Source organism: Franzmannia pantelleriensis (genome assembly GCF_900102875.1).
Lineage (GTDB): Bacteria > Pseudomonadota > Gammaproteobacteria > Pseudomonadales > Halomonadaceae > Franzmannia > Franzmannia pantelleriensis.
The window spans coordinates 105687-130543 of sequence record NZ_FNGH01000003.1; the positions used below are offsets into that span (position 1 = coordinate 105687).

The following is a 24857-nucleotide window of genomic DNA, read 5'->3' on the forward strand; positions in this document are numbered from 1 at the left end:
TCAATCGCATCGCGGCAGCGCGGCTCTGCCTCCTGTTCAGCGCAGCACGAAGCGCAGGAGTCGCTCGGCCATCCTGCCGAATGGCGGACGCAGCAGCGTCGCGACGTTCCAGCGGCCCTGCACGTAAATCCCCTTGGCATGGCTCAGCCGGCGGAAACCCTCGATGCCGTGATAGGCGCCGATGCCGCTCGCGCCGACCCCGCCGAACGGCAGGTCGTCCTGGGCGATGTGCATCAGCGTGCCGTTGAGGGTCACGTTGCCCGAGGTGGTGCCGTCGAGCACCCTGCGCTGCGCCGCCTTGTCATGCCCGAAGTAGTAGAGCGCCAGCGGCCGGGGGCGCGCAGCGACGAAATCGATGGCCTCCTCCAGCGTACGATAAGTGAACACCGGAAGGATCGGCCCGAAGATCTCCTCCTGGGCGATGGTCATGTCGTCGCTGACGTCGAGTACCAGCGTTGGGCGCATCGCGCGTGGGTGGGCGCCTTGCCCCTCGCGACCGACCTCGCGCAGCGTCGCGCCCTTGGCACGGGCATCCTCCAGTAGCCCATTCAGGCGCGCCAGGTGCCGGTCGTTGAACACCCAGGTGTAATCCTCGCTTGAGGGGCCGTCGGGGTAGGCGGCCACCACGGCGTCGTCGTAATGGGTGAGGAAGGCCTCAAGATCGTCCTCATGCACCAGGGCATAGTCAGGGGCGATGCAGGTCTGGCCGCCACTCACCAGCTTACCGAACACGATGCCGGCGCTGGCATGGTCGAGTGGGTGACCCGGCTCGACGATCACCGGCGACTTGCCGCCCAACTCGAGCGTTACCGGCACCAGGTGTTCGCTGGCCGCCTGCATGACCTTGCGGCCGACGGCGGTGCTGCCGGTGAAGATCAGATGATCGAACGGCAGGGCGGCGAAAGCGGCACCGACATCAGCATCGCCGTGCACCACCGCCACTTGTTCCGGCGGAAACAGCGCGCCGAGTATCTCCTCGAGCAGTGCGTTGATCGTCGGGGTAAATTCCGACGGCTTCAGCATCACCCGGTTGCCGGCCGCCAGCGCCGTCGCCAGCGGCATCAAGGCGAGCACGAGAGGGTAGTTCCAAGGCGACATCACCCCGACGACGCCCAGCGGCTGGTACTCGACCCGCGCCGAGCCCATGCGCATATGCAGGGCAACATGGCGCTTTTCCGGGCGCATCATGCGCCGCAGATGCTTGTGCAGATAGTCGATCCCGCTGATCGTGCTGCCGAGCTCCATGACGCTCGTCTCATGGCGTGAGCGATGCCCGAAATCGGCATTGATCGCCGCTTCGATCCGGCTGCGGTGCTCGATCAGTGCGGCGCGCAGCGCGGCAAGATCGGCGCGCCGCTCGGCGAGCGAAGGCGCCCCGTCGCGGCGGAAGGCCGCGCGCTGCGCTGCGAGTCGCTGGGCGGGGGTGGCGGCAGCGGCAGGCGAGTCGCTGGACTCAGTGGTCATGGGGTATATCCCTCTAGCGCGAAGGGGTTAAGAAACTGCCTACCCCATAAATAGCTTCGGTCGACCTGGCTTAATTCGGCTTGATCGCAAACGTAGTCCCACTGCTCTCGGATCGTGGCGAGCTGACGGCCGATGATCTCGTGGGCTTGCACCTGGGTCAGGCCGAGTTGCACTGCCGCTTCCAGGCAGTGGACCAGTTGGCTGCGTCTCTCCTGACCATGGAGCAGCATCGCTTGGGTAGCTTCTCCTCCGGTTCTGGACTGGGGGCAGATGTCATAAGCGGGCGTCAGGCGATAGGCCTCGCCATCCCAGAAGGCGGCATGATTGCGCGCGTGATCGTCGGTGTTGCCGCATAGCACGTTGAAGACGATGCGTCCGAACAGCTCATGCAGCGTTTCTCCGGGCTGGTCGAACCCTGCGCGGATGAGATGGCCCAGCGCCTCATAGCTGGCATAGCGAGCCATCATTTCATCCAGTCCCAACAGAGTCAGTGCCGACAGAACGATCCTTCGGGACCAACCGCTGGGAGCTTGCATTCTGTCGAAGCGCTCCACCAACAGCACGTCTTTTCCCAGCGAGTGGGTCATCTCGACAGGAGCCACATCAAGGCCCACGAGCCTGGCGAGTCGCATGGCAACGAACTCTGCTTTCACCACGCTATAGAGGTCGGTGCTGGAAGAGAATTTTGCGACCAGCTTGCGCTCCTTGTCATTCAGGAGCGCCTTGGGGCGGGCGCCGCCTATGCTGCTGCCATGTTGGATGGCTTGGTCGAGAATAGGGGGCAGCGGCTCACCAGCCTCGATATATTCAGAAGCCTTCTGCAGTTCAGCCAGGCTGGCGTCCTGATATTCGCGTGGCTGATATTCGGTGGAGGAGTCCTGGAAATCGAGCGCCCCGATACGGTCCGATCCTGACTCCAGCAGATACACTATCTCATTGAAGTCGACCTCGTCGGCACCCAAGCCTGTCAGCCGATTGATGATAACCCGTCTGCCCCAGGCGTCGGGGGAGGCGTCGCGAAGACAGGAAGGCAGCGAGCCATCAGGCTGCGCCAGAGTGCTGGGCCGCAGAGGAAGCTCACGAGGAAATAGACTGATGGCATCCTCACGCGCGAGATAGCTGCGGCCATAGGCGAAGCGGTAACGGTCTTGATCGTCGCGTTCCACTAGGCCGGCTGCCACCGGGGAGGTCTGATTCGGCAGCCAGACCCAAACATAGGCACGTTGGTTAGAAGTCGTCATCCATAGGGCCTTCCGGTTGGCGGCGGACACGCTTGGGCAGTAATGTCAGCCGCTCCCATTGGCTGCCATGCTCGCGCTTCAGGCTGTCGAGGTCATCGGTGAAAAGCGATACGCCAACCAGAGCCGCCGCTTCGAAGTAAGTCCCGATGGCCACCTTGGGAGAGCCTTTGGCCACCTGCCGTATCGTCACTACACCAACACCTACCCGCTCAGCGAGTTCGTCGCGGGTCCAACCCTTGCGTAATCGTCCCTCTTCGATCAAGCCAGCGAAGAGGCGAAGCGAAAGGGAGGCCTTGGGACTCAGGGTGACATGTCTCGTTCTCATGTCGTTAATATAGTATCGTTTTGTACATTTAGCGACATTATAATGTCGATAAATCAATTATCCTTTCATCGGCTGACCAGGCCTCCACTTCTCTGCAGTCGCATGCAGGCTAGTCGCTTGGTAATTCTCCTAAGCCTTGAGCGTCTCCTCCAGCAGCAGTGCAAGGCGCTTGTGATGCAGGTCGTCGGCGGCCGCGTTGAAGGATGGCGCGTCCTTGGCCGTGAAGCCGTGGGCGGCGCCCTTGTAGAGCTCGGTGGTGAAGTGCACGCTGGCGGCGGCCAGCGCCTCATCCAGGCGGGCAATCTGCTCCGGTGGCAGCAGCTCATCCTTGTCGGCGTGGCCGAGATAGACGCGACCCTCGATGGTGCCAACCACTTGAACCAGGCTGTTCGGATCGTCGGCCTCCGCCAACCGCGCCGAGTGAAAGCCCGCCGCAGCGGCAACGCGCTTAGGGTGCTCGGCCGCCATGCGCAGCGCGAAGGCGCCGGTCATGCAGTAGCCGACCACGCCGAGCTTGCCGTCGGCGAATTCGGCCTGGTCATCGAGGCATGTCAGCAGGGCGGCGAAGTCGCGGGATTGTGCCTCGGGTGTGAGGTGGCCGGCATACTCGAACAACGTCGGTCGCACGTCCGGGTCGCGGAACGACTTGCCCTCCGGCACCACGGCGCCACGCGCATCGCGGTAGTAGACGTTGGGCATCAGCACGGCGTAGCCATTATCCGCGATGCGCTGGGCCTTCTCGTGATAGCAGGGACGCAGGCCGCCGATATCGGTGAACAGCAGCACCGCCGGAAGGGGGCCGTCGGCGTTATCGGGGGTGACGATATGGGCGTCGATGGTGCCGTCGGCAGCGGGGATGTCGATAGCGCGAGGCATGGCTGGACTCCGGGTGGTCGATGGTGAAGGAATCTGGTCAGAGATGAATCTAACCGCAGGCAGGCTCGCTTGACGAGGTCGTTGCCTTGCCGCTAAGCATGGGGGTAGACACCGCTCACGGGCAATCACGACAGCTTGCTATCTAGGAGGCCACCATGCTCGGTGCCATCGCTGGCGATATCATCGGCTCGGTGCATGAAGGCCGCGGCACCAAGCATCAGGACTTTCCGCTGTTCACGCCGTACAGCACCTTCACCGACGACAGCGTGCTCTGCGTGGCAGTTGCCGAGGTGCTGCTGCACGGCGGCGACTTCGTCGATGCCTTCCATGACTACTTCCATCGCTATCCGGATGCCGGCTTCGGCGGCGGCTTCATGCGCTGGGCGGGCAACCGGGACAGGCAGCCCTACTACAGCTGGGGTAACGGCTCGGCCATGCGAGTGCCTCCGGTAGGCTTTGCTGCTACGTCGCTGGAGGAAGCGCTTAGCCTGGCCAGGCGCAGTGCCGAGGTCACCCACGACCATCCCGAGGGCATCCGTGGCGCCCAGGCGGTGGCGGCGGTGATCTACCAGGCGCGCCAGGGGGCCGATAAGACAAGCCTGCGTGCCGAGGTAGAGGGGCGTTTCGGCTATGACCTCTCCCAACGGCTCGACGACATTCGGCCTGACTATCGCTTCGACGTCTCCTGCCAGGGCTCGGTGCCACCGGCGATCCTCGCCTTTCTGGAGGCCGATAGCGTCGAGGCCGCCATCCGCAATGCGGTCTCGCTGGGCGGCGATGCCGACACCCAGGCATGCATGGCGGGCGCCATGGCCGAGGCGTTCCACGGTGGTCTGCCCGAGTCGCTGCGAGACGAGACATTGGCGCGGCTAACGCCGGCGTTGCGCGAGGTGGTGAAGGCCTTCGAGGCCCGATTCCCGGCATCTTGAGTGCCTGGTATGGCTGAAGTGCAGCCTTTCAACTCCTGCCGGTTATCTCGAGAATTGCCTGGCGCAGTGCCTCGGGAGGTTGGGCGCCCGACAGGCCGGTGGAGCCGTTGAAGATAAAGGTGGGTACACCGCTCACCCCCAGGCGTCGCGCCTGGTCCAGGCCTGCCTGTACCTCGCTTCGGCCCTGATCGCCGGCGAGGAAGGCGGGTATATCGATATCCGCCAACCCACCGGCTTGGGCGGCGCTGGCCAGTACCGTGCTGTCGCCGATGTCCTCACCGTCGACGAAGTAGCACTGGAAGAGCGCGCTGACCACTGCTGACTGGACGCCCTGTTCCCCGGCCAGCCAGATCAGCCGGTGGGCGTTGAAGGTATTGGGGGTGCGCGTCATGCGCTCGTGGTGGATCGTGATACCGGCCTCGGCGGCCGCCGCTTCCACCTGGGCGTCGAGTTCCCGGGAGCGCTCCCAGGAGCCGAACTTGGCGGTGCGATAGTCGCGCCGCGATAAGCCCTCGATGGGCATATCGGGATTCAGCTCGAAGGGGTGCCAGGCCACCGAGACGCTGATCTCATCGGGTAGGTCGGCCAGGGCGAGATCGAGATGGCGTTTACCGATGAAACACCACGGGCAGATGGCATCGGAAATCACGGTGATGTCGATATGGGGCATGGTCGCGGAACTGCCGGGTAGGGTTCCCACGCACCATAGCATCTCCCGGTCGTGATTCACGCCCCCAGCGACTATGCTGGGGTAGGCCAACAAGGTCGTTCAGCCATATGGAGGCGTTATGAAAAAGGGACATGCAGCAGTGATTGGTTTGGCACTCGGGGCCTTCTCCCTGACGAGCATGGCCGACGAGGGCAACGGCCCCACGGCCAGCGTCGAATTCGTCGACAACCATGGAGAGGTAGTGGGGGAAGGCACGATCAAGCAGGGCCCGGTCGGGGTAGTGCTCAACTTCAGCATCGATGGCCTCGAAGAGGGCTGGAAGGCCATCCACATCCACAGCGTCGGCACCTGCGACGACCACGAGGACGGATTCCAGGACTCTGGCGGCCACCTCAATCCCGATGATTCAGCACACGGCTTCCTCAATCCGGAGGGCCCGGACGCCGGCGACCTGCCTAACTTCTACGTCCACAGCAACGGCAGCGCGATGGTGGAGATGTTCAACGAGCGGGCCAGCCTCGACGGCAGCATCGGTGGCAATATGCTCGACGATGACGGCAGCGCGCTGGTCATCCATGAGAACCCCGATGACCACATGAGCCAGCCCATCGGCGGTGCCGGCGCACGGGTCGCCTGCGGCGTCGTGCAGGGCGGCTGATTTCCGCCGTCAGCGACCCAACAACCCCTCGGCAAGGGGCTCGTAAGAAAGCGCTTGGCTTGACCCTTGAGCCGAATGAAGTGAAAATTCGGCTCATAGGGTGAGCCGAATAGGTTGTCTATTCGGCTCACCCGTCATGCAGGGTGCCGCCATGAACGATTCAAGCACGACGCCAATCTGGATCTGGCAGCAACCCGACTGGCCCGCTTTCCACTGGCGGGCCGCCGTGATCCAGCCCCGTCTTCAGGAAGCGTGGCGGTCTCTAGGGATGTTGCTGGGCAGGGTTGGTTCCCTCCCGGCCGACAACGATCCGGCAGTAATGCTGGATACGCTGCTGCAGAACATCATTACCTCCTCGGCCATCGAAGGAGAGCGCCTGAATGCTGTCTCGGTGCGCTCTTCCCTGGCACGACGACTCGGCGTGGAGGAGGGGGCGACGGCCGTTTCATTGCGTTCGGAAGGCCTGGCCGACATGATGATGGATGCCATCGGCTCGCCGGATACGACGCTGACCCGCGAGCGGCTCTTCCAGTGGCATCGCTGGCTTTTTCCCGATGCTGAGGCATCGCTGGTCAAGCTGCGAGTAGGCGAGTGGCGGGGCGAGGAGCCGATGCAGGTCGTCTCCGGCCGTCTAGATAAGCCGAAGGTGCATTTCGAAGCCCCACCTCGCCAGGTGCTGGAGGACGAAATGTCTGCCTTCCTGGCGTGGTTCGATACGAGCCGCCACGACCCGACCCTGGACCCTCTACTGCGTGCCGGTATTGCTCACTTCTGGTTCGTGACCCTGCACCCCTTCGAGGATGGGAACGGCCGCCTGGCCCGCGCCATTGCCGACCGGGCCTTGGCCCAGGCCGACCGACAAAGCATTCGCCTCTACACCATGTCCGCCGCGATCCTGGCCGAGCGGCAAGACTATTACCAAGTGCTCGAGAGCAGCCAGCGTGGCACGACGGATCTCAGTGACTGGCTGGCCTGGTTTCTCGATATCCTGCTGCAAACCCTGGCAGATGCTCTCGCCGGCATCGAGCGTACCCTGGCCAAGACCCGTTTCTGGCAGCGATTCGCCGAAGCTGGCCTGTTACCGGAACAGGTCAAGGTGCTCAATCGTCTGCTGGATGGTGGGGAGCGGGGCTTCGAGGGTGGCATCAGTGCTGCCCAGTATCAGAAGGTCGCCAAGGTTAGTAAGGCCACTGCGACCCGCCATCTATCCGACCTATTGGCCAAGGGCTGCCTGGAGAAACTGCCCGGGGGAGGGCGCAGCACGCGCTACCGAGTGGTGGGCTCGGGCCTGGAAGGTGGCGAAGCTGCCTCAGACACTCCCTGATCCTCCAATCCCGAGCATCAGGGGTCCAACAGCCCCTCGGCGAGCGCCTCGCCGAGGTGGTCGACGGCCAACGCCAGCTTCGCGTCGATGATGTGTAGGTACGCCGTCCAGTCATCGACGTGTTGCAGTTCGGCTTTGCCGTCGGAAATACCGCGCAGCACCACCAGCGGCACCTCGAAGCGGGTGCAGGCACGCAGGCAGGCGTAGCTCTCCATGTCGACCATCTCCGCGGCGATGGCGGCATAGGCTTCGCCCGAGACGATATTGGCCCCAGTGGAAAGCGTCGCCTCGGGAATGCCGGGGATGCGCAGCGGCAGGGGAACGATCGCCGGCAGGTCGAGAAAGGGCGTGGTGCCTTTCTCGAAGCCCAGCGGTGAGGCGTCCATGTCGCGGTAGGCGACGGACGTGGCCTGATAGACCGCGGTCTGCTCCAGCCCCTGGCTGCCCGCCGAACCCAGCGACACCACCAGATCCGGCAGGCGCCCTTGTTGAGCAAGAGCGGCCAGCGCCGCGGTGAGCTCCACCGCCGCCTCCACCGGGCCGACGCCGGTCATGATTGGAGTAAAGCGCTGCCTGAGATGCGGGCCGTACTCGGCCTCGGCGGCCATGGCGAAAAGGACATCGCGGCCGCCCAGTTGCGTCAGTTTGGGCGCGACGTAGGCATTGCCGCGGGGTGAGACATGGTTCATCGTTGTTGCTCTCCTTGCCATGGTCGTCAATCGGCTGACCTCAGTGGCTCCAACTGCCAGCCCTGCTCGGTCGCGAGCAGGCGGTCGGTCAGATCGAGGTTATCCAGAAAAACATCATCATGCGATACCACGATCAGTGCGCCCTGGTAGCTGCGCAGCATGGCTTCCAGGGCCTCGGCCGAGGGCAGATCCAGGTGGTTGTTGGGCTCATCGAGTAACAGCAGCTGCGGTGGCGTGTCGGCGTAGAGCAGGCAAGCGAGGGCTGCCTTCAACCGTTCCCCTCCACTCAGTGACCCACTGGGCGTCGCAATTTTCTGCGCATCGATCCCCAGTTGCGCCAGGCGCATGCGCAGGTCCGCCTCGGTCGCCGTGCGATTGGCCGAGCGTAACTGCTCGAGCACCGTCTTTGCCGGGTCCAGGTTCTCCAGCTGCTGGTCCAGATAGGCGCGCTCGGGCGTCACCTTGCAAACGCCGGCCAAGGGCATAATCCTGCCTGCCATCACGCGCAGCAGAGTGGATTTTCCGCAGCCGTTGGGGCCGATGACCCCCAGCCGTTGCTGCCCGCTCACGATCAGGCTGATAGCGCGGGTGGCTTGTGCGACGAAAGGCAGTTCCACGCCATCCAGTTCGGCCACGCGACGTTTTGCGGGCTGCGCAACGGGGAGGTCATGCAGGGCGATGGGCGCCTCTTTTTCGACCTGCTGCGCGGCCTCTTTCACGTCTTGGTTGAGCTGGTCCAAACGGGCCGCCTGATGCCGGCGCAGTGCACCCGAGGAGGCTTCGCTGCGCTCTTTCTGCCCATCCAGCAGCGACTTGGCTTGATTGGCCTCCTTGCCTTGCCGATAGCCGCGGGCCTGGCGCCGCTCCTGGCGTTCCACCTGCTTACGCATCGCCCGTGCTTCCCGCTGGCGCTCGCGCTTGCGCTCGGCCAGCGTCTCCTGGGCGTTGTGTCGCTCATGCGCCTTGGCCTCGGCATAAAAGGTGTAATTGCCCCCGTAGCGTTGCAGCCCTAGAGAAGAGAGCTCTACGATGCGCTGCATGGCGTCCAGCAGCCGCCGGTCGTGACTGACCACGATCAGCCCGCGCGGCCAGCGCTGCAGCTGTTCGATCAGCGCCTGCCGATTCGGCCGGTCGAGATGGTTGCTTGGCTCATCGAGGATCAGGAAATCGGCATTCGACAGCATCGCCCCCGCCAGGGACACCCGCATCGCCTCGCCACCGCTCAGCACGCTGGCCGGTGTATCGGCGTCAAGGTGGCTCAAGCCACTTTGCTCCAGTGCCAGGTGCAGGCGAGACGGCAGGTCCCAGTCGTCGCCCACGGCGTCGAAGTCCTCCATTGCGGTGCTGCCTGACTCGATGCGCGCCAGCGCATCCAGGGTGTGCTTTACCCCTGCCAGCGTTGCCACGGTTGCATCATCAGGGTGGCCCACTTGCTGGGCGAGATAATGCACGCTGCCGGAACGCCGACAGTGCCCGGAGGTGGGCGGCAACAATCCGGCCAGGATGCGTGCCAGCAAGGTCTTGCCCACGCCATTGCGTCCAACCAGCCCCGTCGGGCGCATGTCGAACTGTTCGTTGAGGCCGGAGAAAAGCACTCTGCCGTCGGGCAAAGCGTAACTAACGTCGTGAAGGACGAGATGGATATTCGTCATGCGCTATTCCTATGATGCCAAGCACTCCCCCTGCGATAGGGGCCGGTGGAGACTGGCCGTTATTGCAACGGCGGCATCAATGGCGCATTGGACGAACACCTCATATTGAAGGGATTGGCCTCCGATTATACTGCATCGCTATCCGCTCCAAAACCCGATAGATGAACAACCGACCGGAAGAAGCGCCGATGCACAAGTGACGCTGCCTATGCGGCAAAGTGGAATACCAGTACCGCGGCTAGGCACTCTGGCGACTTCGCTAGCGCCCAGCAAGCGCTACCACGCCTGGGTCTCGTCCAAGGCCGAGTGGTTTGAGCTTGCCGATGAGCTGCCGCGTTATCCGCAAGCCGCGCCGAAGCGCTGATCCTTACCGACAGTCTGGCGTCGTCTGTTGGGCTACCCGGGGGTATTGGCTACCCTCAGAGTACCCCGCCGCCACTGAGAACAACGATATGGCTCGCACAACGCTTGGTTCCGTTTTCCTGGCAGCCGCCCTGTGCCACTCCTACTCCGCCTTCGCGCTGCCGGAAGGCGAAGGCCGAGAGACGGTCGAAACCGTCTGCGCGGCCTGCCACGGCGTCAACCTGATCGAGCGCAGCTCAGGATACACCCACGAGGAGTGGGACTTTCTCATTGCCACCATGATCGACCTGTCGGGCGCTCCCGAGCGGCAGGCAGAGATCCTTGGCTACCTGGCCGAGCACTTCCCGCCCAGCGATAACCGGGCCGCAACGCCGGTCGATGGCCCGCTGAGCATCCAGTTCGAAGAGTGGGTGGTGCCCACGCTGGGGCAGCGCTCCCGCGATCCGGTCGAGGCGCCGGATGGCAGCATCTGGTGGGTAGGGCAGTGGTTGGACATCCTCGGCCGGATTGACCCCGAGACCGGCGAGATGGAAGAGATCGAGCTGCCCTCCGGCGCAAGGCCTCACTCTGTCAATATCGGCCCCGATGGCGCCGCCTGGTACACCGGTAACCGCAACGCCACCATGGGGCGATTCGACCCGCAAACCGGCGAGATCAGCGAATATCCCATGCCCGATGAGGCCGCGCGCGATCCGCATACCGCCGAGTTCGCCGAGAACGGCATTCTCTGGTTCACCCTACAGCAGAGCAACATGATCGGCCGGCTGGATCCGGAAACCGGAGAAGTAGAGCTGGCCACCAGCCCGCGTGAGGGCTCGCGACCCTATGGCGTGAAGATCGCCTCTGATGGCATGGTCTGGGTTGCCTGCAACGGGGCGAACTGCCTGCTGCGCGTCGATCCCGAATCGATGGAAGTGAGCGAGATCACCTTGCCCGAGGCCGGCACCACGGTGCGCCGGCTCGACATCGATGCAGACGGCATCATCTGGTGGGTGAACTCTGGGCTGGGCCGTCTGGGGCGTTACGACCCCGACAGCGGTGACATCCAGGAGTGGGACTCACCCAGCGGCCCAGGCTCCCACCCTTACGCCATCGCCATGTTCGACGGGGCGGTCTGGTATAACGAAAGCGGCGTGCGGCCGGACATGCTGGTGCGCTTCGAGCCTGAAGCGGAAACTTTCCAGAGCTGGCCGATCCCCTCAGGCGAGGTCTATGCCGGCATCCTGCGCCATATGCGCACCACACTCGACGGCGAAGCCCTGCTGATCCATCAGAGTGGCACCAACCATATTGGCAGAGTAACCGTGGAAGATAGAGATCCGAAGTAGGTGAGCCTTCAACTCAAGACGGGTGCAAATAAGCAAAAAAGGAAGTTACATGAAGCAGTATGCTGTTATCGCCTACGACTATACCGACCCCGAAGCGCTGGATCGTCGCATGGCAAATCGCGAAGCGCATTTGGCCGGGGTTCGCCAGCTCGCCAAACAGGGGAGTTTCCTCAGTGGCGGGGCGATCCTCAATGAACAAGGCAAGATGATCGGCTCGAATGCCCACTTCCAGTTCGCCGACCGTCAGGCCTTCGATGCCTGGCTCGCCACCGAGCCCTACATGACCGGCCGCGTATGGGAGCACGTCGATATCCAAGAGGTGCGGTTGTTCGATCCGCATGGGTGATCATCTGGTATCGAGGCAACATCCGTAGTGCTCAATGGTACTAGGCAAGATCAGCGAGATGCTCAAGGGTTTCAGGATATTTCTGGACCAACCGGATGAGAGTCATGGCCTGGGCATTGGGCTTGGCACGGCCTTGTTCCCAGTTTTCCAGCGTCCTGGGGTTGGTGCGGAGGTACATGGCGAATACCGGGCGAGACATATGCATCCGCTCCCGTAGCTCTGTGAGCTCGCTAGCGGTCACGTCGGGAACCTCCTCCAGCGCTAAGGAGTGGGAGCGTAGCGTGCGCTTGCCTTGGCGCTCATCTGCTAGTGCATTGAAGCCTTCGACTAGCTCGTCAAAAATGTTACGGCCCATGATCATGTCCTCGCGTTGAGTTCCGCATCCAGGAGCTGTTTCAGGGGCTTGCGCAGCCTCCCCCTTTGGATGACATCTTCTGGAGCAAGAAGCTCTGGAAGGCACGAAAGGCGGCATCATCGAAGTAGGTCGCTCGATGCCGTTCAAAGGGTGGCAGCTCAACAAACGTTGCTTTCATGATGTGTACGTAGTTTGCGTATAGTTTTGCTGCAGCGCCAGGCTATGTCAAGCGCCCACGATGGTCGACATAGCGATATTAAATCAGCAAAGGGTGAAAATTTGACCGTGGCTAACAATACCGGCGGACGAAGCACCGTGGCACACGCTTAATTCGGATCACGAATGAGAGCGGCATCGTAAACGTCATGCATGGCCCCCGCCTCGGGCGGTATCGAGGTGCTGGCGGACCACATAGAGATCTTGCACCAGGCCGCTGCGCAGCCGATCCAGGGGTGGCTGGCCGGCGAACAGGGGGTTGTGATTAGGCCGGCGCAACCAGGCATCGGCGATGTCGGCGCGCGGCAGCAGGATCTGGAGAGCCTTGTAGATCCCCAGAATAAGCGACATGCGTTTAAGCTGATTGACGTCGAGATCTGCCGCTGCGGGCTGTTTGCACCATTGCCGATAGGTTGACCCAGGTACGCCAAGGAGTAAGGCGGCTTCCTGCTCTTTCAACCCCCAGACGTTGGCGATGTTGGGGTACGTACGCATTGCCGCCGCGCTCATTTGCTGGCGCTTTTCGGCGGGCAGGTGGGGCAGGTCCATGACGACCTCCGTTCGCCAAATGACGGATGTGCGTAATTATCACTCAAATGGCGATATTGCTCCATTGGTCGGACTGAGTACCGAAAGCCTCGGAAAAAGCGATGCTGCGACAGCCTATCCCTCGAGCAGCCCCAGGCCGCCACCCATGCTAGGCCAAGCCATGGGCAGAAATAGTGATCAGCTTCCCGAAGGCTCGACGTTGCAGAGGCGGGGCAAGATGAATAGAACCAAGACGTTACAGCTGTTGCGAGAGCACCTGCCGTCGCTATCCAGCGAGTATGGCGTTACCTCGTTGGCGCTTTTTGGCTCCATGTCGCGGGATGAGGCTCGCGACAACAGCGATATCGATATCCTGGTGAGCTTCGATGGCCCGGCGACTTCGGCTCGTTATTTCGGCGTGCAATTCTACCTGGAGGATCTGCTGGGCCATCCTGTAGACTTAGTGACCGACAAGGCGCTTCGCCCTGAGCTTAGGCCCCATGTCGAGCGTGAGGCAGTGCGTGTCTGAGTCTCGTCCCACTCTTCTTTTACTGATCCCTTAATTATTCGTTGTCGTTTCCTTCAGCCTGCTCCCGACGCTTCTGCATGGCATCGCTGAAGGCAGCCGCCAGGATGCCGGTCGGCATGGCGATCATGCCGATGCCGACGATGGCGGTCAGGCCGGCAAACAGCTGCCCAGCCGCGGTTACCGGTGTCACGTCCCCATAGCCCACCGTAGTGAGTGTGGCCACGCTCCACCAGAGCGCCCTGGGAATACTCCCGAAGGCTTCGGGCTGATGGCTGGCTTCCAGGACATAGATCACGCTGCTGGTGACGATCAGCAGTGCCACCGCCACCATCAGGCTGACCGTAAGTTCGTAACGCCGTCCGCGAACTGCCGAGTAGAGGTCGCCGATTGCATTGGAAAAGCGCCCCAGCCTCGCGAGCCTGAGCAACCGGATCAGCTTGAGCAGACGCAAGGCGAAGGCGTTGACGGCTCCCAAAGAGACCAAGAGTGAACCTAGGAAAACGGCTGAAAGCACTGCTAAACTATAGGAGCCGAAGGGATATGTGTCAGGCCAATACCATCACTGTTCAGTTTATCAAAGCATAAAGGCTTTGTGGATTTCTTTTATCTTCATTTCTTTATTTCCATTTTTTGGAATTGCAAGGGTCAAACATTGTCGGTTAACAATTACTGGCAGAAATTTTCTCTCTATTGATTCCTTTCTCCAGCAATATCTATGCCATGGGCACTTTATTTTTCTTCCATCTTCAACGAACTTTCCTAAATGCAGAGGGCCGCCCCTGTGAGGACATCTATCAGGCACAAAAATAGGAACTCCATTGGCTACCGTTAATAAAAAGTACCTATCGTCACCAACAATTAGGAAGTTTGTTGATGGACTGCTTAAGGAATAAAATAGTTTTTTCGTGCCCATGCTATGGCCTCTTCGCAACTAGTATGTCTTCATAGAGATAAGAAGGGGTATAAAGCTCGTGAACGCTATTAAAGCCAACTGTATACAGCATGTTGACCAAGTCGAATTTGTCGAAAAGATAGCTCTTGGTCGTCTGGCTATTTCTTTTGCCATCTATATCTACTACATTTATCCAAGTCTTGATCCTTTCCTCCCAGTCGTAATACATTTCCCACCTACACTTAATAACACTCTCGTTAATTTTTTGTTCTCCAAAATCCATGGAGAAGAATTTATGGCCGCGGTGGTTGTTTTTTTGCAGTCCAATTACAAATATTCCTCCAGGCTTTGTTATATGGAAAAAATTATAAATAACTTCTGTGACGCGCGTAACAATTTCGCCGTTCCCTGTCACCATGTTGCTCGTCGACCATGAGTCCATAAACCCTATGGATGCATCAATATTGATAACAACGTCATACTGAATCTTTACTATTTCTTGCAAATTCTGCCAAGTGGAATAATATGTTGGTATGTTATAATTCCTCCTTTTAACTTCATTTTCAAACTTCTTGAGTAGATGACGATCACCATCTGATGAGGTTATGTTGTGAAACCCATGTGCGTATAAATCTAGACTGGGAAAGCCTTCACCACAAGCTGTATCTAAGATAGACATATCTCTGTCACTAATAGTTTTAGATAGTATATCTATATGCTTGCTCCTGTAGTCGCCAGAATGTAACATTTTTTCAGAGATAGACCACATGTCGGAAAGACTAAGGTGAGTTTCCATAATCATTGCTCCTTTCAGAGAGTGATGTAATGTTCGATGCAAGCCTGATGTTGTCTAAAATACTTTGAATATTAATGTCTTCGTAAATATTCATTAGCTGCATCCTTAACCAACATTCGTCACCAAAGTAGATGGTGTTAAAAAAAATCTCGCACTCATGTATTGCAATGTCTTTTAGTTTTACATTGTGGTTAGAAATGTTATCTTCCAGAATGTTGATTGGTGTATGCCTAAAGCATATAATGTTGAAAGAGGGAGGGCAGTATACTTCGAAGTCATTGCTTTTTTCCATGGCTAGGAAAATGCTCCATGTATCATCGACTATTTTTTCTATAGCCCTACCAAAAAAGTTTATCCCATGTACTTTAAGAACAGACAAGATCTTTAGAGAGGTGAAATGCCTCGTGCAAAATAGAGAAAGCCGCAATGGCTCTTCATAAACGTAATTTCTGCTAGTTTCGCTAGACGGCTTTATGATGTATCCTACTTCCATTCCTGTTGGGTTAAGTGCCGACGTTAGTGCTTCCTTATTTCTGCAGAAAAAAATACTAGCTGGAGGAGAGACCCACATCAGCTTATGAGGATCAAAACAAAAGCTATCAGCTAAACTAAGTCCATCTAGCCTTGAGCTGAATTTATCGGAGAACACACACGCTCCACCGTGTGCTCCATCTACATGGAACCAAAAGTCACTTTTCCTCTTTAACTCGGCGATGAAATTCAAATCATCAAATGCTCCTAGAGAAGTTGTACCTGCAGTAGCAACAACAGCCATAACTCTAGATCTTTTATTTTTTGCCTCTAGTATTTCTTTCTCCAACTGAGATTTGCTGATTCTGCCACTGTCATCAACGTCAATTTTTATTATATTCTGAGGGCAAACCCCCAGTATATAACAGGCTTTTTCGACAGAGTAGTGAGCATGCTTGCTCAAGATTACGCGTCCTAATCCCTTAGACTCTCGTGCAGCCAACAAGGCCGTTAAGTTTGATTCCGAGCCACCACTTGTTAACGTTGCACATCCATGTAAACTAAAGTCGAAAAGATCTTTAAACCACTTTAAAAGCTCATTTTCAATAGTCACAGAAACCGGGTTACCATCGTAGTTCGTAACTGTTGGATTAAATGCTTGTGCCGCAAAGTCTGCTAAGACACCGGCTATAAGTGGTGCAGGCCTTTGATGTCCAAAGTAGTTAGGGTGTCTGTAGTTGATGACATTATCCAAGAAATCTTTCCGAACCAAAGTCTTTATATATTCAATCCCTTCTCCATTATCACTTATTGACATGTCCAGGGATGAGATAAGCTCCTTGCCAATAGCTTTAGGTTGGATTTTAGGGTTTCCATAGAGAGCTGAAATTACATCAGTGACTATCGCAACGGCAAGCTTTAACGTATCCTTGCTGTCTCCAGTGCTGAGCCGCTTGTTTCTTATGCTCATTTTCGTTTTCCCATGATTTAAAGACTTGTCTAAAGCATGCTTTCAATGATGGGCTGATGGTAAAGGCATGATGAAGACCTTACGACAGATCCATGTAGACGATGCTTTGGTATTAACAAGACATCTTTTTCTTTAAGTTTAACCGGATCTCCCACAAGTGACCAAAAGTCCATCTCCCCTCTTTCTATATATAGTAATCGATGATCGGGGTGGGTGTGGGTAGTGGAGCGCTCACCTAAAGCTTCATCGAATGTATCAAGGTCAACATCGGCCGGAAGCTTATGGAATAATTCATCTCCCTTGTCCCTATATGTGTCTAAGTTGTCTGCCCACTCCAGCTGGATTAAGATGTCTTCATCTGCCAGGCGTTGCAATAGCTGGAATTCCTCGAATCCAAGGAGTATGTCGTTTACAATTTGGTTTCCATATTGCTCAAGCAAGGGCTGTATTATTCTGAACAATACCATTTCTCCATGATGTTCATCGATATGGTAATGCTCATCAAAGTATTGAGTATCCACACCATTTCCAAAAACATCCTTTACTAAGATGGCTTGTTCTTTAGATATGTTTGCTAGTGAGGCTTCCGTATAGAATAGAGCACCAATGTACTTAAAGAAAAACCGTTTGTTTCTGGTTATGAAGTGGAAGTAATTGTTCAGCATCAACGACGAGGGTTGGTAGAATTGCCAATATACATGGGGGTCTGATGCAAGGCCTAAACTATTCATGAGCTTCATAAAGAGGGTGCTATGTTTTACGTCATGAACGCCCGCACCATACTCATCAATAAGAATGTTGAATAAAGAAGATTGTACTTTTCCATAGTTTCCAGTTAGTGCGCCAGGCAAAGCCTGGCCATCCGGGAACTCTTCAAGTGGAGAGCAGAAAGGATGGAGTGAACCCCAGTGGGTGAGAGTCCCACCCGGCTAAGGCTAGCCACCAGCCGGTAGCGAGTGTTGCGTGGTGTCGGGCAACCGCCACTGCGAAGCGTACACAGCGAGTGAGCAGGCCGTGTGATTGAGCACCGAAATGACTAATACCGTGGTCGCCGACAGTGTTAACTGACTGGAAGGCAATACCGAATCATCGTTGAGGCTGGGTGAGACGGGGCCGCCGGTGTCAAAGAGCAGGGCATGTTCATACAAGGGTTTCCCAGGAACCTGGGAGGCCCGCCTTTCTCCCCCGAAAGGCAATGATTCAGGCGCGGGGCTGCCTGCGGCGAAAGCTCCAGGTCTGGTGCTGTAGTACCTGATGGCATCGGAAGCAAACTGACGGGTACTCAGGGGGTACGGCAAGGCGATGACAAGGAGCCAGCCGGATGGAAGGGCGGGAGTCGGAGTCGCTCATAGTACCGATGAAGGCGGGGAACCGGCTCGACGGGACCCGGTGGAGGGAAGGGGCGGCCAATTATCAGGCCCGCAGGAGGGACACATGGCAGGTACTCAGGAACCTGGAACCATGTACACGAAACAAGTGCGGATAGCAGCGCTGGCAGGGCGCTTCCCGCAGCGTGCTTTCACGTCACTGGCCCATCACCTCGATGCCCAGTGGCTGAAGACGGCCTACCTGATGACGCGCCGAGACGGCGCCGTCGGGATCGATGGCCAGACGGCGGACGACTTCGCGCGCGACTTCGAGGCCAATATCCAGCGCTTGCTGGAGGCAGCCAAGAACGGTCGTTACCAGGCGCCGCCAGTGCGACGTGTCCATATCCCCAAGGGAGATGGTCGCGCCACACGGCCGATCGGCATTCCTACCTTCGAAGACAAAGTCTTGCAGCGTGCCGTGGTGGCCCTGCTGGAACCGCTTTATGAGCATGATTTTCTGGACGGCTCGTATGGCTTCCGGCCAGGTCGCTCGGCACACCAGGCGATCCAGACGGTACGGGATGGGCTGATGTCGATGGGAGGCGGCTGGGTGATCGACCTGGATATCCAAGCCTTCTTCGACACGATCGACCACCAGCACCTGCGTGCGTTTCTACAGCAACGAGTGAAGGACGGTGTGATCCTGCGTTTGATCGGCAAGTGGCTCAAGGCCGGGGTATTGGAAGCCGGGCAGTGGCAGAAAGGTGAGATAGGCAGCCCACAAGGCGGGGTCATTTCCCCGTTGTTGGCAAACGTTTATCTCCACTATGTGCTGGATGAGTGGTTTGAGAACGACGTCAAACCGCGCCTGCGAGGACAGACATTCTCGGCGAGGTTCGCCGATGATGCTGTGCTGGCATTCAGCAACGAAGCCGATGCCCGCAAGGTGCTGGAGGTGTTGCCCAAGCGCTTCGCGCGCTTCGGGCTCACCCTGCACCCAACCAAGACCCGCCTGGTGCGGTTTCGGCCACACCGTGACAAACGCGCTGAGACCTTCGACTTTCTGGGGTTCACCCACTATTGGGGTAAATCTCGGTACGGTCGGATGGTCATTAAGCGGAAGACTGCTAAGGGGCGGCTCCAGCGAAGCCTTAGGCGAATTGCTCTGTGGTGCCGGTGGAACCGTCATCTGCCGATTCGTGAGCAGCATAGGCGGTTAAGAAGCAAGGTGCAGGGGCACTATGCCTACTATGGCATCCGGGGCAACATGCGGTCGCTGCGGTCGTTTCGCCAGCACGTGACGGAAACCTGGATTAGGTGGTTGAGGCGGCGATCGCAGAGAGCTTATTTCTCATGGGATAAAGCTTCCCAACTACTTAGCTTGTTGCCACTGCCACCTGCTCGGATCATGCAGAGGTGTTAGCCTTCAGCAAAACTGATAATTGAGGAGCCGGGTGCGTCAATCGCGCATGCCCGGATCTGTGGGGGGCCGGGTAGAGTAATCTCCCGGTCTACCCGACTATTTCTAGCCATTGCAGATGCTTCTGACAAATAGTCCCCCGCCAACTGAACCACATAATGTTTTAAGCATTTTTGCGGATGGTTAGAAGAAGCAATAAAGCTTAATACGCCGTCTGTTATCTTGTTGTTTCCCCTTTTGTTATTTTCTTTTTCTAAGAATTGGTTAAAATATTCATAAAGAAGTTCTTCTGTCCACCCCTTCGAAATCTTAACCTCTTCCTCTAAAAAATTAAATGCTTTGTTTTCTAGTATCGGCCTCATAATGTCAGCTTTAGATATAGTTTCTTGACTATAGAATCTTTTCATTTCTTCTAGGTCGAAAGATGTTTTAGAATTTGGCAGAAATAGCAGGTCGCTTTCATAAATATTCATCAGTAATCTATGGGTCGACAAAGATCCATTAGAAGATAATCCATCGCAACCTATTGTCTTATTGTAGTTGATGTATTGATTGTCATTGATTCTTGTTGGTCGGCGATATGGTGTGTTATAGACTAGAACCTCATCCTCTTTAGCATCGTTGAATAACGGGTTGTCCGCATATGAATTGATGATGGCCGTAATGTCCATGATGACTCCTGAGTCTGCTGGCTTAATTTAGCGATATGCTATATATTTGAATTTAGTAGGTGTCTGAAGGAAAAAAATGCAATTGGAGACAAAAAATGTCGATTTTCAGACAGTCGATACTTGCGGAGGCCGGCATCATAAAAGACGATTCTCATATAACAGATGGTTATATAGAGGGCTTTTCTTTACCTGTCTCTACGTTCAATATCCTATATGAGAAAGGAGCTATCGTTCCTGCTCACTATCATGATAAAGCACAGCTTGTTCGCTTTTTAGATGGCAGTGCTATAATTGAAGCAGATGAAAGGGCCTGGACTCTTTCCTCAAATAGCATATTTTGGCTTCCTCCATATGTTAAGCATAAGATGACTTTGCAAAAATCCAGCCTTGTTCAGGCTATCTATATTGATACCTTTTGCCCATCTGACTATTGCAGTTCAGAGAGCTTGAGGGCTCGAATTGTTATATCTCAGCTTGTTGAAAGTTCATTGGATGTTATTAGGTGTGCGGGAAATAATTATAAAAATCTAGATTCTTTTCAAAGGTTATCGCATGTTGTGGTTGATGAAATACTCGGAGAGTTTTCACATTTCAATAGTTTAGAAAATATCAGGAGCAAAATGCTCACTTATGCCTATGATATAGTAGTGGAAGATTTAGAGAAGCGGCAAACATTAGATAGCATATCATCTCGGTTAAATGTTAGCGCCAAGACTCTTTCAAGAGCGATAAAAAAAGAAACTGGGTTTACCTTTAAAGATTGGCACAGAAATATACTGATGGAGTTCGGAAAAATAAAGCTAAAGAATGGTGCTCAAGTCACACTAACGGCGAGTCAACTAGGGTATAAGAATACAAGCCAATTTATTTCTGCTTTTAAAGAAGTGGTAGGTATGACTCCCAAGAAGTATCAACAGCGCTTCCTTTTTTCAGAGTAAAGGCTCTCTAGCGTTACGGCTAACATGACTCCAACTGCTCCGATCACCGTAGCAATGCCTATCGGCTCGGGGAAAAAAATGGCCACCAGAAAAGGCGCCATAGGTACATCTGAAATACTAACAAGACAAGCTGTTGAAGATTTTATATAACGGGCTCCTTCGATAAAAAAAATCAGTGCCAGTGCTTGAGTCAATCCAAAAAACACTATAGTGCTCAAATCATGTGTTTCGACATTGAAAAGTGCCCCGCTCAAAACTCCGATGACTAATAGCTGGACACCCGATATTCCGGTGGAAAATACTAGTGAAGCATGGTGATTATAGCGGCAAAAGACAGCTATTGATGCCATTAGCAATGTCATGGATAAAGCGAGAATGATACCGTAGAGAGAGCTTCCGCCAGCTCCCCAGCCAACAGAAATGATAATGGATAATAGTGCCAAAAATAGATTTGGCCATGTGGATTTGTTTACATGCTCCTTTACTATGATAAATGCGATTACGGCCGCTAGCAATGGCGAGAAAGCGTGGATTATTGACACTACGGCCACTGTAGCGTTGTTCAGCGCGCCAATGTATGTAAGCGTGGCTAAAGTCAGCATCACAGATAAGGTAAAGTTTCCAGGCTGTCTTGTTGTTTTTTGAGCATTCCTTGATTTTCTAAAAATAACCAATATTACTAAAATGCTTACCATGCCGCGCCAGCTGACTAATGTTAGCGTGTCAAGTTGTAATAATCTTGTGAAAAGGCCAGCGGAGCTCCACAGTAATGTAGCTAGAAAGACCAGCGAAACCCCTTTTCCTTGGCTGCTTTCAATCATTCAATCGGCCTTTATGAAGTTTAGAATATGCTACATTTTTTTACTGCATAATAAATGCCATTTTTTAGACATTAAATATCGTTAAATGGCCACTAGGCCGAAATTTATTGGCTTAGCGTGCCTTCCTAGCGTCTCGAGAGTCGCATGGTGCGTTCCTAGAGGGGCTTAAAGGTGGATATGCCAATATCTACTAGCATGCCGGCTTGGGCATCGCTGTGTCAGTGCCGTGCCACGCAAATCATTGAGAATGAAAGAGTTCAGCCCTAAGATGATCAACGAAGCCTTCACAGGCTGCGTTATCCGGAGTGCAGTCTTTGCGAGGCAGGAGCTGTGGGCACCTCGTTAAAGGCAGTACACCGAATGAGGTGACTCATGGCAGGCAAGCGGCTTAGATAGGGAAAACTCGTACCCGATTCCCCCAGGCATACAGCGACGAGGCCTTAGCTCTCTACGTGCGTATGCGCTAATCAATCACCCAAGGTCCGATAGTTCGCCAGCGCTGCAACGTCGAACGGCTGAATAGGCTTGAACACTCCCGTCTTGGTCATTTTTCTCCGCAGCTCGAAGTGTTCGAGGGTGGCAGGTGGCTCGATGTCGGCCAGGGCCTTGAAATTGATCTCTCGCCATTGGGGCTTGGTGACCAAGACACTGTAGAGATAGCTTTCGGTGGGTTGCCCAGTACCGGCGTCGAGTGCCGACATGTAGGCCGATACCAGCGCTACCTGGACGGTTGGAAGGCGGTGGAATATCTCACCCAGCACCCGCATCGCAACACCATGAGCGTAGTCGCGGTAGAGCATTCGACGCCGAGTGGCGGCGACTTTTTTGACGGAAACCTTTGCCTGCTTGGCGGCTAGGTTGTACTCCACGCCCGGGAAGTCATCCTCTTCGGGTAACTCAATGTCGATAGCGATGGTGCTGGCATCATCACCGAGATCGAAGCTCACATTCGTTTCCCTCGGCCACGGGATTTCCCCCAGGTGTTCCTCAAGCACATTAGCCATGGCATCGAGGTTCGTCAGCACTAACTCGGTCTCTTGCTCGCGACGCTGTCGTTCCTGCTCGTTGAAAGCTCGCGCCGCCGCTTCCCATTCGCTGAAGGCGCGTGCGTATTGCTCAGCCAACCGCTCGTTCTGTTCTTGTAGCCGCCGTCCCGCCGGCGGCCAGATACGGCTCCACAGCGTCGGCTGGAGAAGAGGTCTGCGCTGAGGCTCAGGCTCGGGAAACACTCGAGCCTGAAACACTGGTTTGTCTCGTGGCGGCAGAGTTTCAATGTGCACTGTGGCCAGCGCCGATAGATCGGCGTTCAGCTGATCACATGCTTGTTGGAGCATATCGCGCATGCCTTCTCCCGCGTACTTGCGCAGTACCCGGAGCTCCGTCTCATCATATGGTTGGCCAGCGTCGTCGGTGATCGCGACCTCACCGTCCTCATTGACGCGAACACGCGCAACTGCCGAGCCACCAGCCTGGAGCTGCTGCTCGAGTACTTTTCCCGCAGAGGGCGCTCCCGCCTGAGCGCTGGTTGCTCCCCGGCCACCGCGCTTGTTGAGCTTCTCGCGGAACGATAGACCGGTGCCCGGCAGTCCCACGTTGGCATAAACGCCGCGACTCCCCACGTTTATCTTGGCGCCACGAGGGCCGATGGAGGCCCCGATCCCGCTCTTGCTGAGGTTTAGGCTAATGCCCGGGGCAATACGTATGCGTCGACGAAATCTAAGTGCCATTTCCTGCTCCCTGTCTTTGTTACTCATTATTGTCGTCTTCAGCCTGCTCCCGACGCTTCTGCATGGCATCGCTGAAGGCAGCCGCCAGGATGCCGGTCGGCATGGCGATCATGCCGATGCCGACGATGGCGGTCAGGCCGGCAAACAGCTGCCCAGCCGCGGTTACCGGCGTTACGTCCCCATAGCCCACCGTGGTAAGTGTGGCCACGCTCCACCACAGCGCCCTGGGAATGCTCCCGAAGGCCTCGGGCTGATGGCTGGCTTCCAGGACATAGATCACGCTGCTGGTGACGATCAGCAGTGCCACCGCCACCATCAGGCTGACCGTGAGCTCGTAGCGTCTCCCGCGAACTGCCGAATAGAGGTCGCCGATTGCATTGGAGAAGCGCCCCAGCCTCGCGAGCCTGAGCAACCGGATTAGCTTGAGTAGACGCAAGGCGAAGGCGTTGACAGCCCCCATGGTGAGGAAGAAAGGCAAGATAGCGAGAAGGTCGATGATCGCCCATGGGCTGACCATAAAGCGTAAGCGCCCAGCCAGCCCTCGATAGCGAGGATCTTCGCCGGCCGCGATCACCCGCGCGACGTACTCGACCAAAAACGCCAAGGCCAGCACTACCTCGGCGATGACGAAGGCGCTGGGAGCCAGCGCCCGGACCAGCGGCTCCGTCTCCAGAATCGTCAGCGCCGTGGCGAGGATGATCAGCACGGCGATGAAGCGGTTGGTCATCGACAGCCCAGGGGACTCACGAGCAGTGGGCTCCAGCATCAGGTACAAGCGATGGCGCCAAGCCGCATAGGGGTTGGCCTTGTGACTATCCGATGGCTGCATGCATCTCCCTATCCCGTCGCCAGCCCGTAGAGCGGATGTTGAAGCACCCGTTGATGGCTAGAATGGGACAAACCATCCTTTGGTGCTAGGCTGAAATCCATAACAGCATAACCACAATACCCCTACGCAAGGGATGGCCTATGCCAACGGCTTCCACCGAGCCCCGCATCACCCTGCACCCGCACGCCCGACGCGTGCGAGTCATCATCGATGGCACCCTGCTTGCCGATACCACCCGTGCCATCGAGCTCCGCGAACGCGGTTACCCGCCGCGCCAGTATCTCCCCCGCGACGACATACGGATGGACCTGCTGACCAACTCCGATACCGAAACCCACTGCCCCTTCAAGGGTGATGCCAAGTACTTTTCGTTTGACGAAAATCAAGACGTGGCGTGGAGTTATGAGCGGCCGGCAGAGGGGATGGAGGAAATAGCAGGTAGGTTGGCGTTTTATGAGGAGATAGTGGAATGACTGCTGACGACCCTAAGCGGCCATGGGATGTTTATGTTGTCCACTT

General features: G+C 56.6%; 27 protein-coding genes. 9 read left to right on the forward strand and 18 right to left on the reverse strand.

Annotated elements, in window-relative coordinates:
- Nucleotides 1-36: 36 nt before the first annotated feature.
- The 4 genes from BLT16_RS04780 to BLT16_RS04795 form a co-directional block, all read right to left on the reverse strand.
- The gene (locus BLT16_RS04780) at nt 37-1464 is read right to left on the reverse strand and encodes a coniferyl aldehyde dehydrogenase (RefSeq protein WP_089657393.1); all 1428 of its coding nucleotides are present in this window, start codon (nt 1462-1464) and stop codon (nt 37-39) included.
- Nucleotides 1461-2705: a type II toxin-antitoxin system HipA family toxin gene (locus BLT16_RS04785; RefSeq protein WP_089657394.1), complete on the reverse strand. Its 1245-nt coding sequence runs from the start codon at nt 2703-2705 to the stop codon at nt 1461-1463. The genes BLT16_RS04780 and BLT16_RS04785 overlap by 4 nt, the downstream gene beginning before the upstream one ends.
- Nucleotides 2692-3030: a helix-turn-helix domain-containing protein gene (locus BLT16_RS04790; protein WP_089657395.1), complete on the reverse strand. Its 339-nt coding sequence runs from the start codon at nt 3028-3030 to the stop codon at nt 2692-2694. The genes BLT16_RS04785 and BLT16_RS04790 overlap by 14 nt, the downstream gene beginning before the upstream one ends.
- 129 nt (nt 3031-3159) lie before the next feature.
- Nucleotides 3160-3906, reverse strand: coding sequence for a dienelactone hydrolase family protein (locus BLT16_RS04795; RefSeq protein WP_089657396.1), 747 nt, complete (start codon nt 3904-3906; stop codon nt 3160-3162).
- A gap of 155 nt (nt 3907-4061) precedes the next feature.
- Between BLT16_RS04795 and BLT16_RS04800 the strand changes: the two genes are divergently transcribed.
- Complete coding sequence (locus BLT16_RS04800; RefSeq protein ID WP_089657397.1) at nt 4062-4835, forward strand: ADP-ribosylglycohydrolase family protein; 774 nt, start codon at nt 4062-4064, stop codon at nt 4833-4835.
- A gap of 28 nt (nt 4836-4863) precedes the next feature.
- Here the strand turns inward: BLT16_RS04800 and BLT16_RS04805 are convergent, their stop codons facing one another.
- Nucleotides 4864-5505 carry a DsbA family oxidoreductase gene (locus tag BLT16_RS04805; protein ID WP_089657398.1) on the reverse strand — a complete coding sequence of 214 codons (642 nt, stop codon included), beginning with the start codon at nt 5503-5505 and terminating at the stop codon, nt 4864-4866.
- Nucleotides 5506-5623: 118 nt separating this feature from the next.
- Here BLT16_RS04805 and BLT16_RS04810 point away from each other — a divergent pair, with 118 nt between their 5' ends.
- Both BLT16_RS04810 and BLT16_RS04815 read left to right on the forward strand, forming a co-directional pair.
- Nucleotides 5624-6163: a superoxide dismutase family protein gene (locus tag BLT16_RS04810; RefSeq protein WP_089657399.1), complete on the forward strand. Its 540-nt coding sequence runs from the start codon at nt 5624-5626 to the stop codon at nt 6161-6163.
- A gap of 151 nt (nt 6164-6314) precedes the next feature.
- Nucleotides 6315-7487 carry a Fic family protein gene (locus BLT16_RS04815; RefSeq protein ID WP_089657579.1) on the forward strand — a complete coding sequence of 391 codons (1173 nt, stop codon included), beginning with the start codon at nt 6315-6317 and terminating at the stop codon, nt 7485-7487.
- Nucleotides 7488-7504: 17 nt separating this feature from the next.
- On the opposite strand, the gene BLT16_RS04820 is transcribed toward BLT16_RS04815, so the two are convergent.
- Complete coding sequence (locus BLT16_RS04820) at nt 7505-8176, reverse strand: 5'-methylthioadenosine/S-adenosylhomocysteine nucleosidase (protein ID WP_089657400.1); 672 nt, start codon at nt 8174-8176, stop codon at nt 7505-7507.
- 26 nt (nt 8177-8202) lie between these two features.
- Nucleotides 8203-9828 (reverse strand): ABC-F family ATP-binding cassette domain-containing protein, encoded by a 1626-nt coding sequence (locus BLT16_RS04825; protein ID WP_089657401.1) that lies wholly within the window; start codon nt 9826-9828, stop codon nt 8203-8205.
- Nucleotides 9829-10280: 452 nt separating this feature from the next.
- Here BLT16_RS04825 and BLT16_RS04835 point away from each other — a divergent pair, with 452 nt between their 5' ends.
- Nucleotides 10281-11519 carry a Vgb family protein gene (locus tag BLT16_RS04835; RefSeq protein WP_089657402.1) on the forward strand — a complete coding sequence of 413 codons (1239 nt, stop codon included), beginning with the start codon at nt 10281-10283 and terminating at the stop codon, nt 11517-11519.
- Between the two features lie 49 nt (nt 11520-11568).
- On the forward strand, nt 11569-11865 hold the full coding sequence (locus BLT16_RS04840) for a YciI family protein (protein WP_089657403.1): 297 nt from the start codon (nt 11569-11571) through the stop codon (nt 11863-11865).
- A gap of 40 nt (nt 11866-11905) precedes the next feature.
- On the opposite strand, the gene BLT16_RS04845 is transcribed toward BLT16_RS04840, so the two are convergent.
- On the reverse strand, nt 11906-12220 hold the full coding sequence (locus BLT16_RS04845) for a helix-turn-helix domain-containing protein (protein WP_176817162.1): 315 nt from the start codon (nt 12218-12220) through the stop codon (nt 11906-11908).
- 363 nt (nt 12221-12583) lie between these two features.
- Entirely contained in the window at nt 12584-12985 is a 402-nt protein-coding gene (locus BLT16_RS04850) for an MbcA/ParS/Xre antitoxin family protein (protein ID WP_089657404.1), read from the reverse strand.
- Here BLT16_RS04850 and BLT16_RS20980 point away from each other — a divergent pair.
- Complete coding sequence (locus tag BLT16_RS20980; protein ID WP_245701460.1) at nt 12984-13493, forward strand: nucleotidyltransferase family protein; 510 nt, start codon at nt 12984-12986, stop codon at nt 13491-13493. The genes BLT16_RS04850 and BLT16_RS20980 overlap by 2 nt on opposite strands.
- 34 nt (nt 13494-13527) lie before the next feature.
- On the opposite strand, the gene BLT16_RS04860 is transcribed toward BLT16_RS20980, so the two are convergent.
- From BLT16_RS04860 to BLT16_RS04880, 5 genes are all read right to left on the reverse strand, one after another.
- Entirely contained in the window at nt 13528-13977 is a 450-nt protein-coding gene (locus BLT16_RS04860) for a potassium channel family protein (RefSeq protein ID WP_245701462.1), read from the reverse strand.
- Nucleotides 13978-14067: 90 nt separating this feature from the next.
- A complete protein-coding gene (locus BLT16_RS04865; protein ID WP_089657406.1) occupies nt 14068-14406 on the reverse strand; it encodes a Rieske (2Fe-2S) protein in 339 nt (112 codons plus the stop codon).
- A gap of 1 nt (nt 14407) precedes the next feature.
- A complete protein-coding gene (locus tag BLT16_RS20525) occupies nt 14408-15181 on the reverse strand; it encodes a class I SAM-dependent methyltransferase (RefSeq protein WP_143025040.1) in 774 nt (257 codons plus the stop codon).
- Nucleotides 15165-16622, reverse strand: a complete 1458-nt coding sequence (locus tag BLT16_RS04875; RefSeq protein ID WP_089657408.1) for a pyridoxal phosphate-dependent decarboxylase family protein — start codon at nt 16620-16622, stop codon at nt 15165-15167. The genes BLT16_RS20525 and BLT16_RS04875 overlap by 17 nt, the downstream gene beginning before the upstream one ends.
- Before the next feature lie 29 nt (nt 16623-16651).
- Complete coding sequence (locus BLT16_RS04880) at nt 16652-17473, reverse strand: iron-containing redox enzyme family protein (RefSeq protein WP_089657409.1); 822 nt, start codon at nt 17471-17473, stop codon at nt 16652-16654.
- 583 nt (nt 17474-18056) lie between these two features.
- On the opposite strand from BLT16_RS04880, the gene ltrA reads away from it, so the two are divergent.
- Nucleotides 18057-19355, forward strand: a complete 1299-nt coding sequence (gene ltrA / locus BLT16_RS04885) for a group II intron reverse transcriptase/maturase (RefSeq protein WP_089657410.1) — start codon at nt 18057-18059, stop codon at nt 19353-19355.
- Here ltrA and BLT16_RS20530 read toward each other — a convergent pair.
- On the reverse strand, nt 19352-20023 hold the full coding sequence (locus BLT16_RS20530; protein WP_143025041.1) for a hypothetical protein: 672 nt from the start codon (nt 20021-20023) through the stop codon (nt 19352-19354). The genes ltrA and BLT16_RS20530 overlap by 4 nt on opposite strands.
- A 95-nt stretch (nt 20024-20118) precedes the next feature.
- On the opposite strand from BLT16_RS20530, the gene BLT16_RS04890 reads away from it, so the two are divergent.
- Nucleotides 20119-20961 carry a helix-turn-helix domain-containing protein gene (locus BLT16_RS04890; RefSeq protein ID WP_089657411.1) on the forward strand — a complete coding sequence of 281 codons (843 nt, stop codon included), beginning with the start codon at nt 20119-20121 and terminating at the stop codon, nt 20959-20961.
- Here the strand turns inward: BLT16_RS04890 and BLT16_RS04895 are convergent.
- The 3 genes from BLT16_RS04895 to BLT16_RS04905 all read right to left on the reverse strand — a co-directional run bounded on the left by BLT16_RS04895 (nt 20934) and on the right by BLT16_RS04905 (nt 24338).
- On the reverse strand, nt 20934-21782 hold the full coding sequence (locus BLT16_RS04895) for a DMT family transporter (protein ID WP_089657412.1): 849 nt from the start codon (nt 21780-21782) through the stop codon (nt 20934-20936). The two genes, BLT16_RS04890 and BLT16_RS04895, sit on opposite strands and share 28 nt — an antisense overlap.
- Nucleotides 21783-22249: 467 nt before the next feature.
- Nucleotides 22250-23536 (reverse strand): DUF4236 domain-containing protein, encoded by a 1287-nt coding sequence (locus BLT16_RS04900; RefSeq protein ID WP_176817163.1) that lies wholly within the window; start codon nt 23534-23536, stop codon nt 22250-22252.
- Nucleotides 23529-24338: an ion transporter gene (locus tag BLT16_RS04905; RefSeq protein WP_176817164.1), complete on the reverse strand. Its 810-nt coding sequence runs from the start codon at nt 24336-24338 to the stop codon at nt 23529-23531. The genes BLT16_RS04900 and BLT16_RS04905 overlap by 8 nt, the downstream gene beginning before the upstream one ends.
- A gap of 140 nt (nt 24339-24478) precedes the next feature.
- Here BLT16_RS04905 and BLT16_RS04910 point away from each other — a divergent pair, with 140 nt between their 5' ends.
- Nucleotides 24479-24811 carry a DUF427 domain-containing protein gene (locus BLT16_RS04910; RefSeq protein WP_089657414.1) on the forward strand — a complete coding sequence of 111 codons (333 nt, stop codon included), beginning with the start codon at nt 24479-24481 and terminating at the stop codon, nt 24809-24811.
- Nucleotides 24812-24857 lie beyond the last annotated feature (46 nt).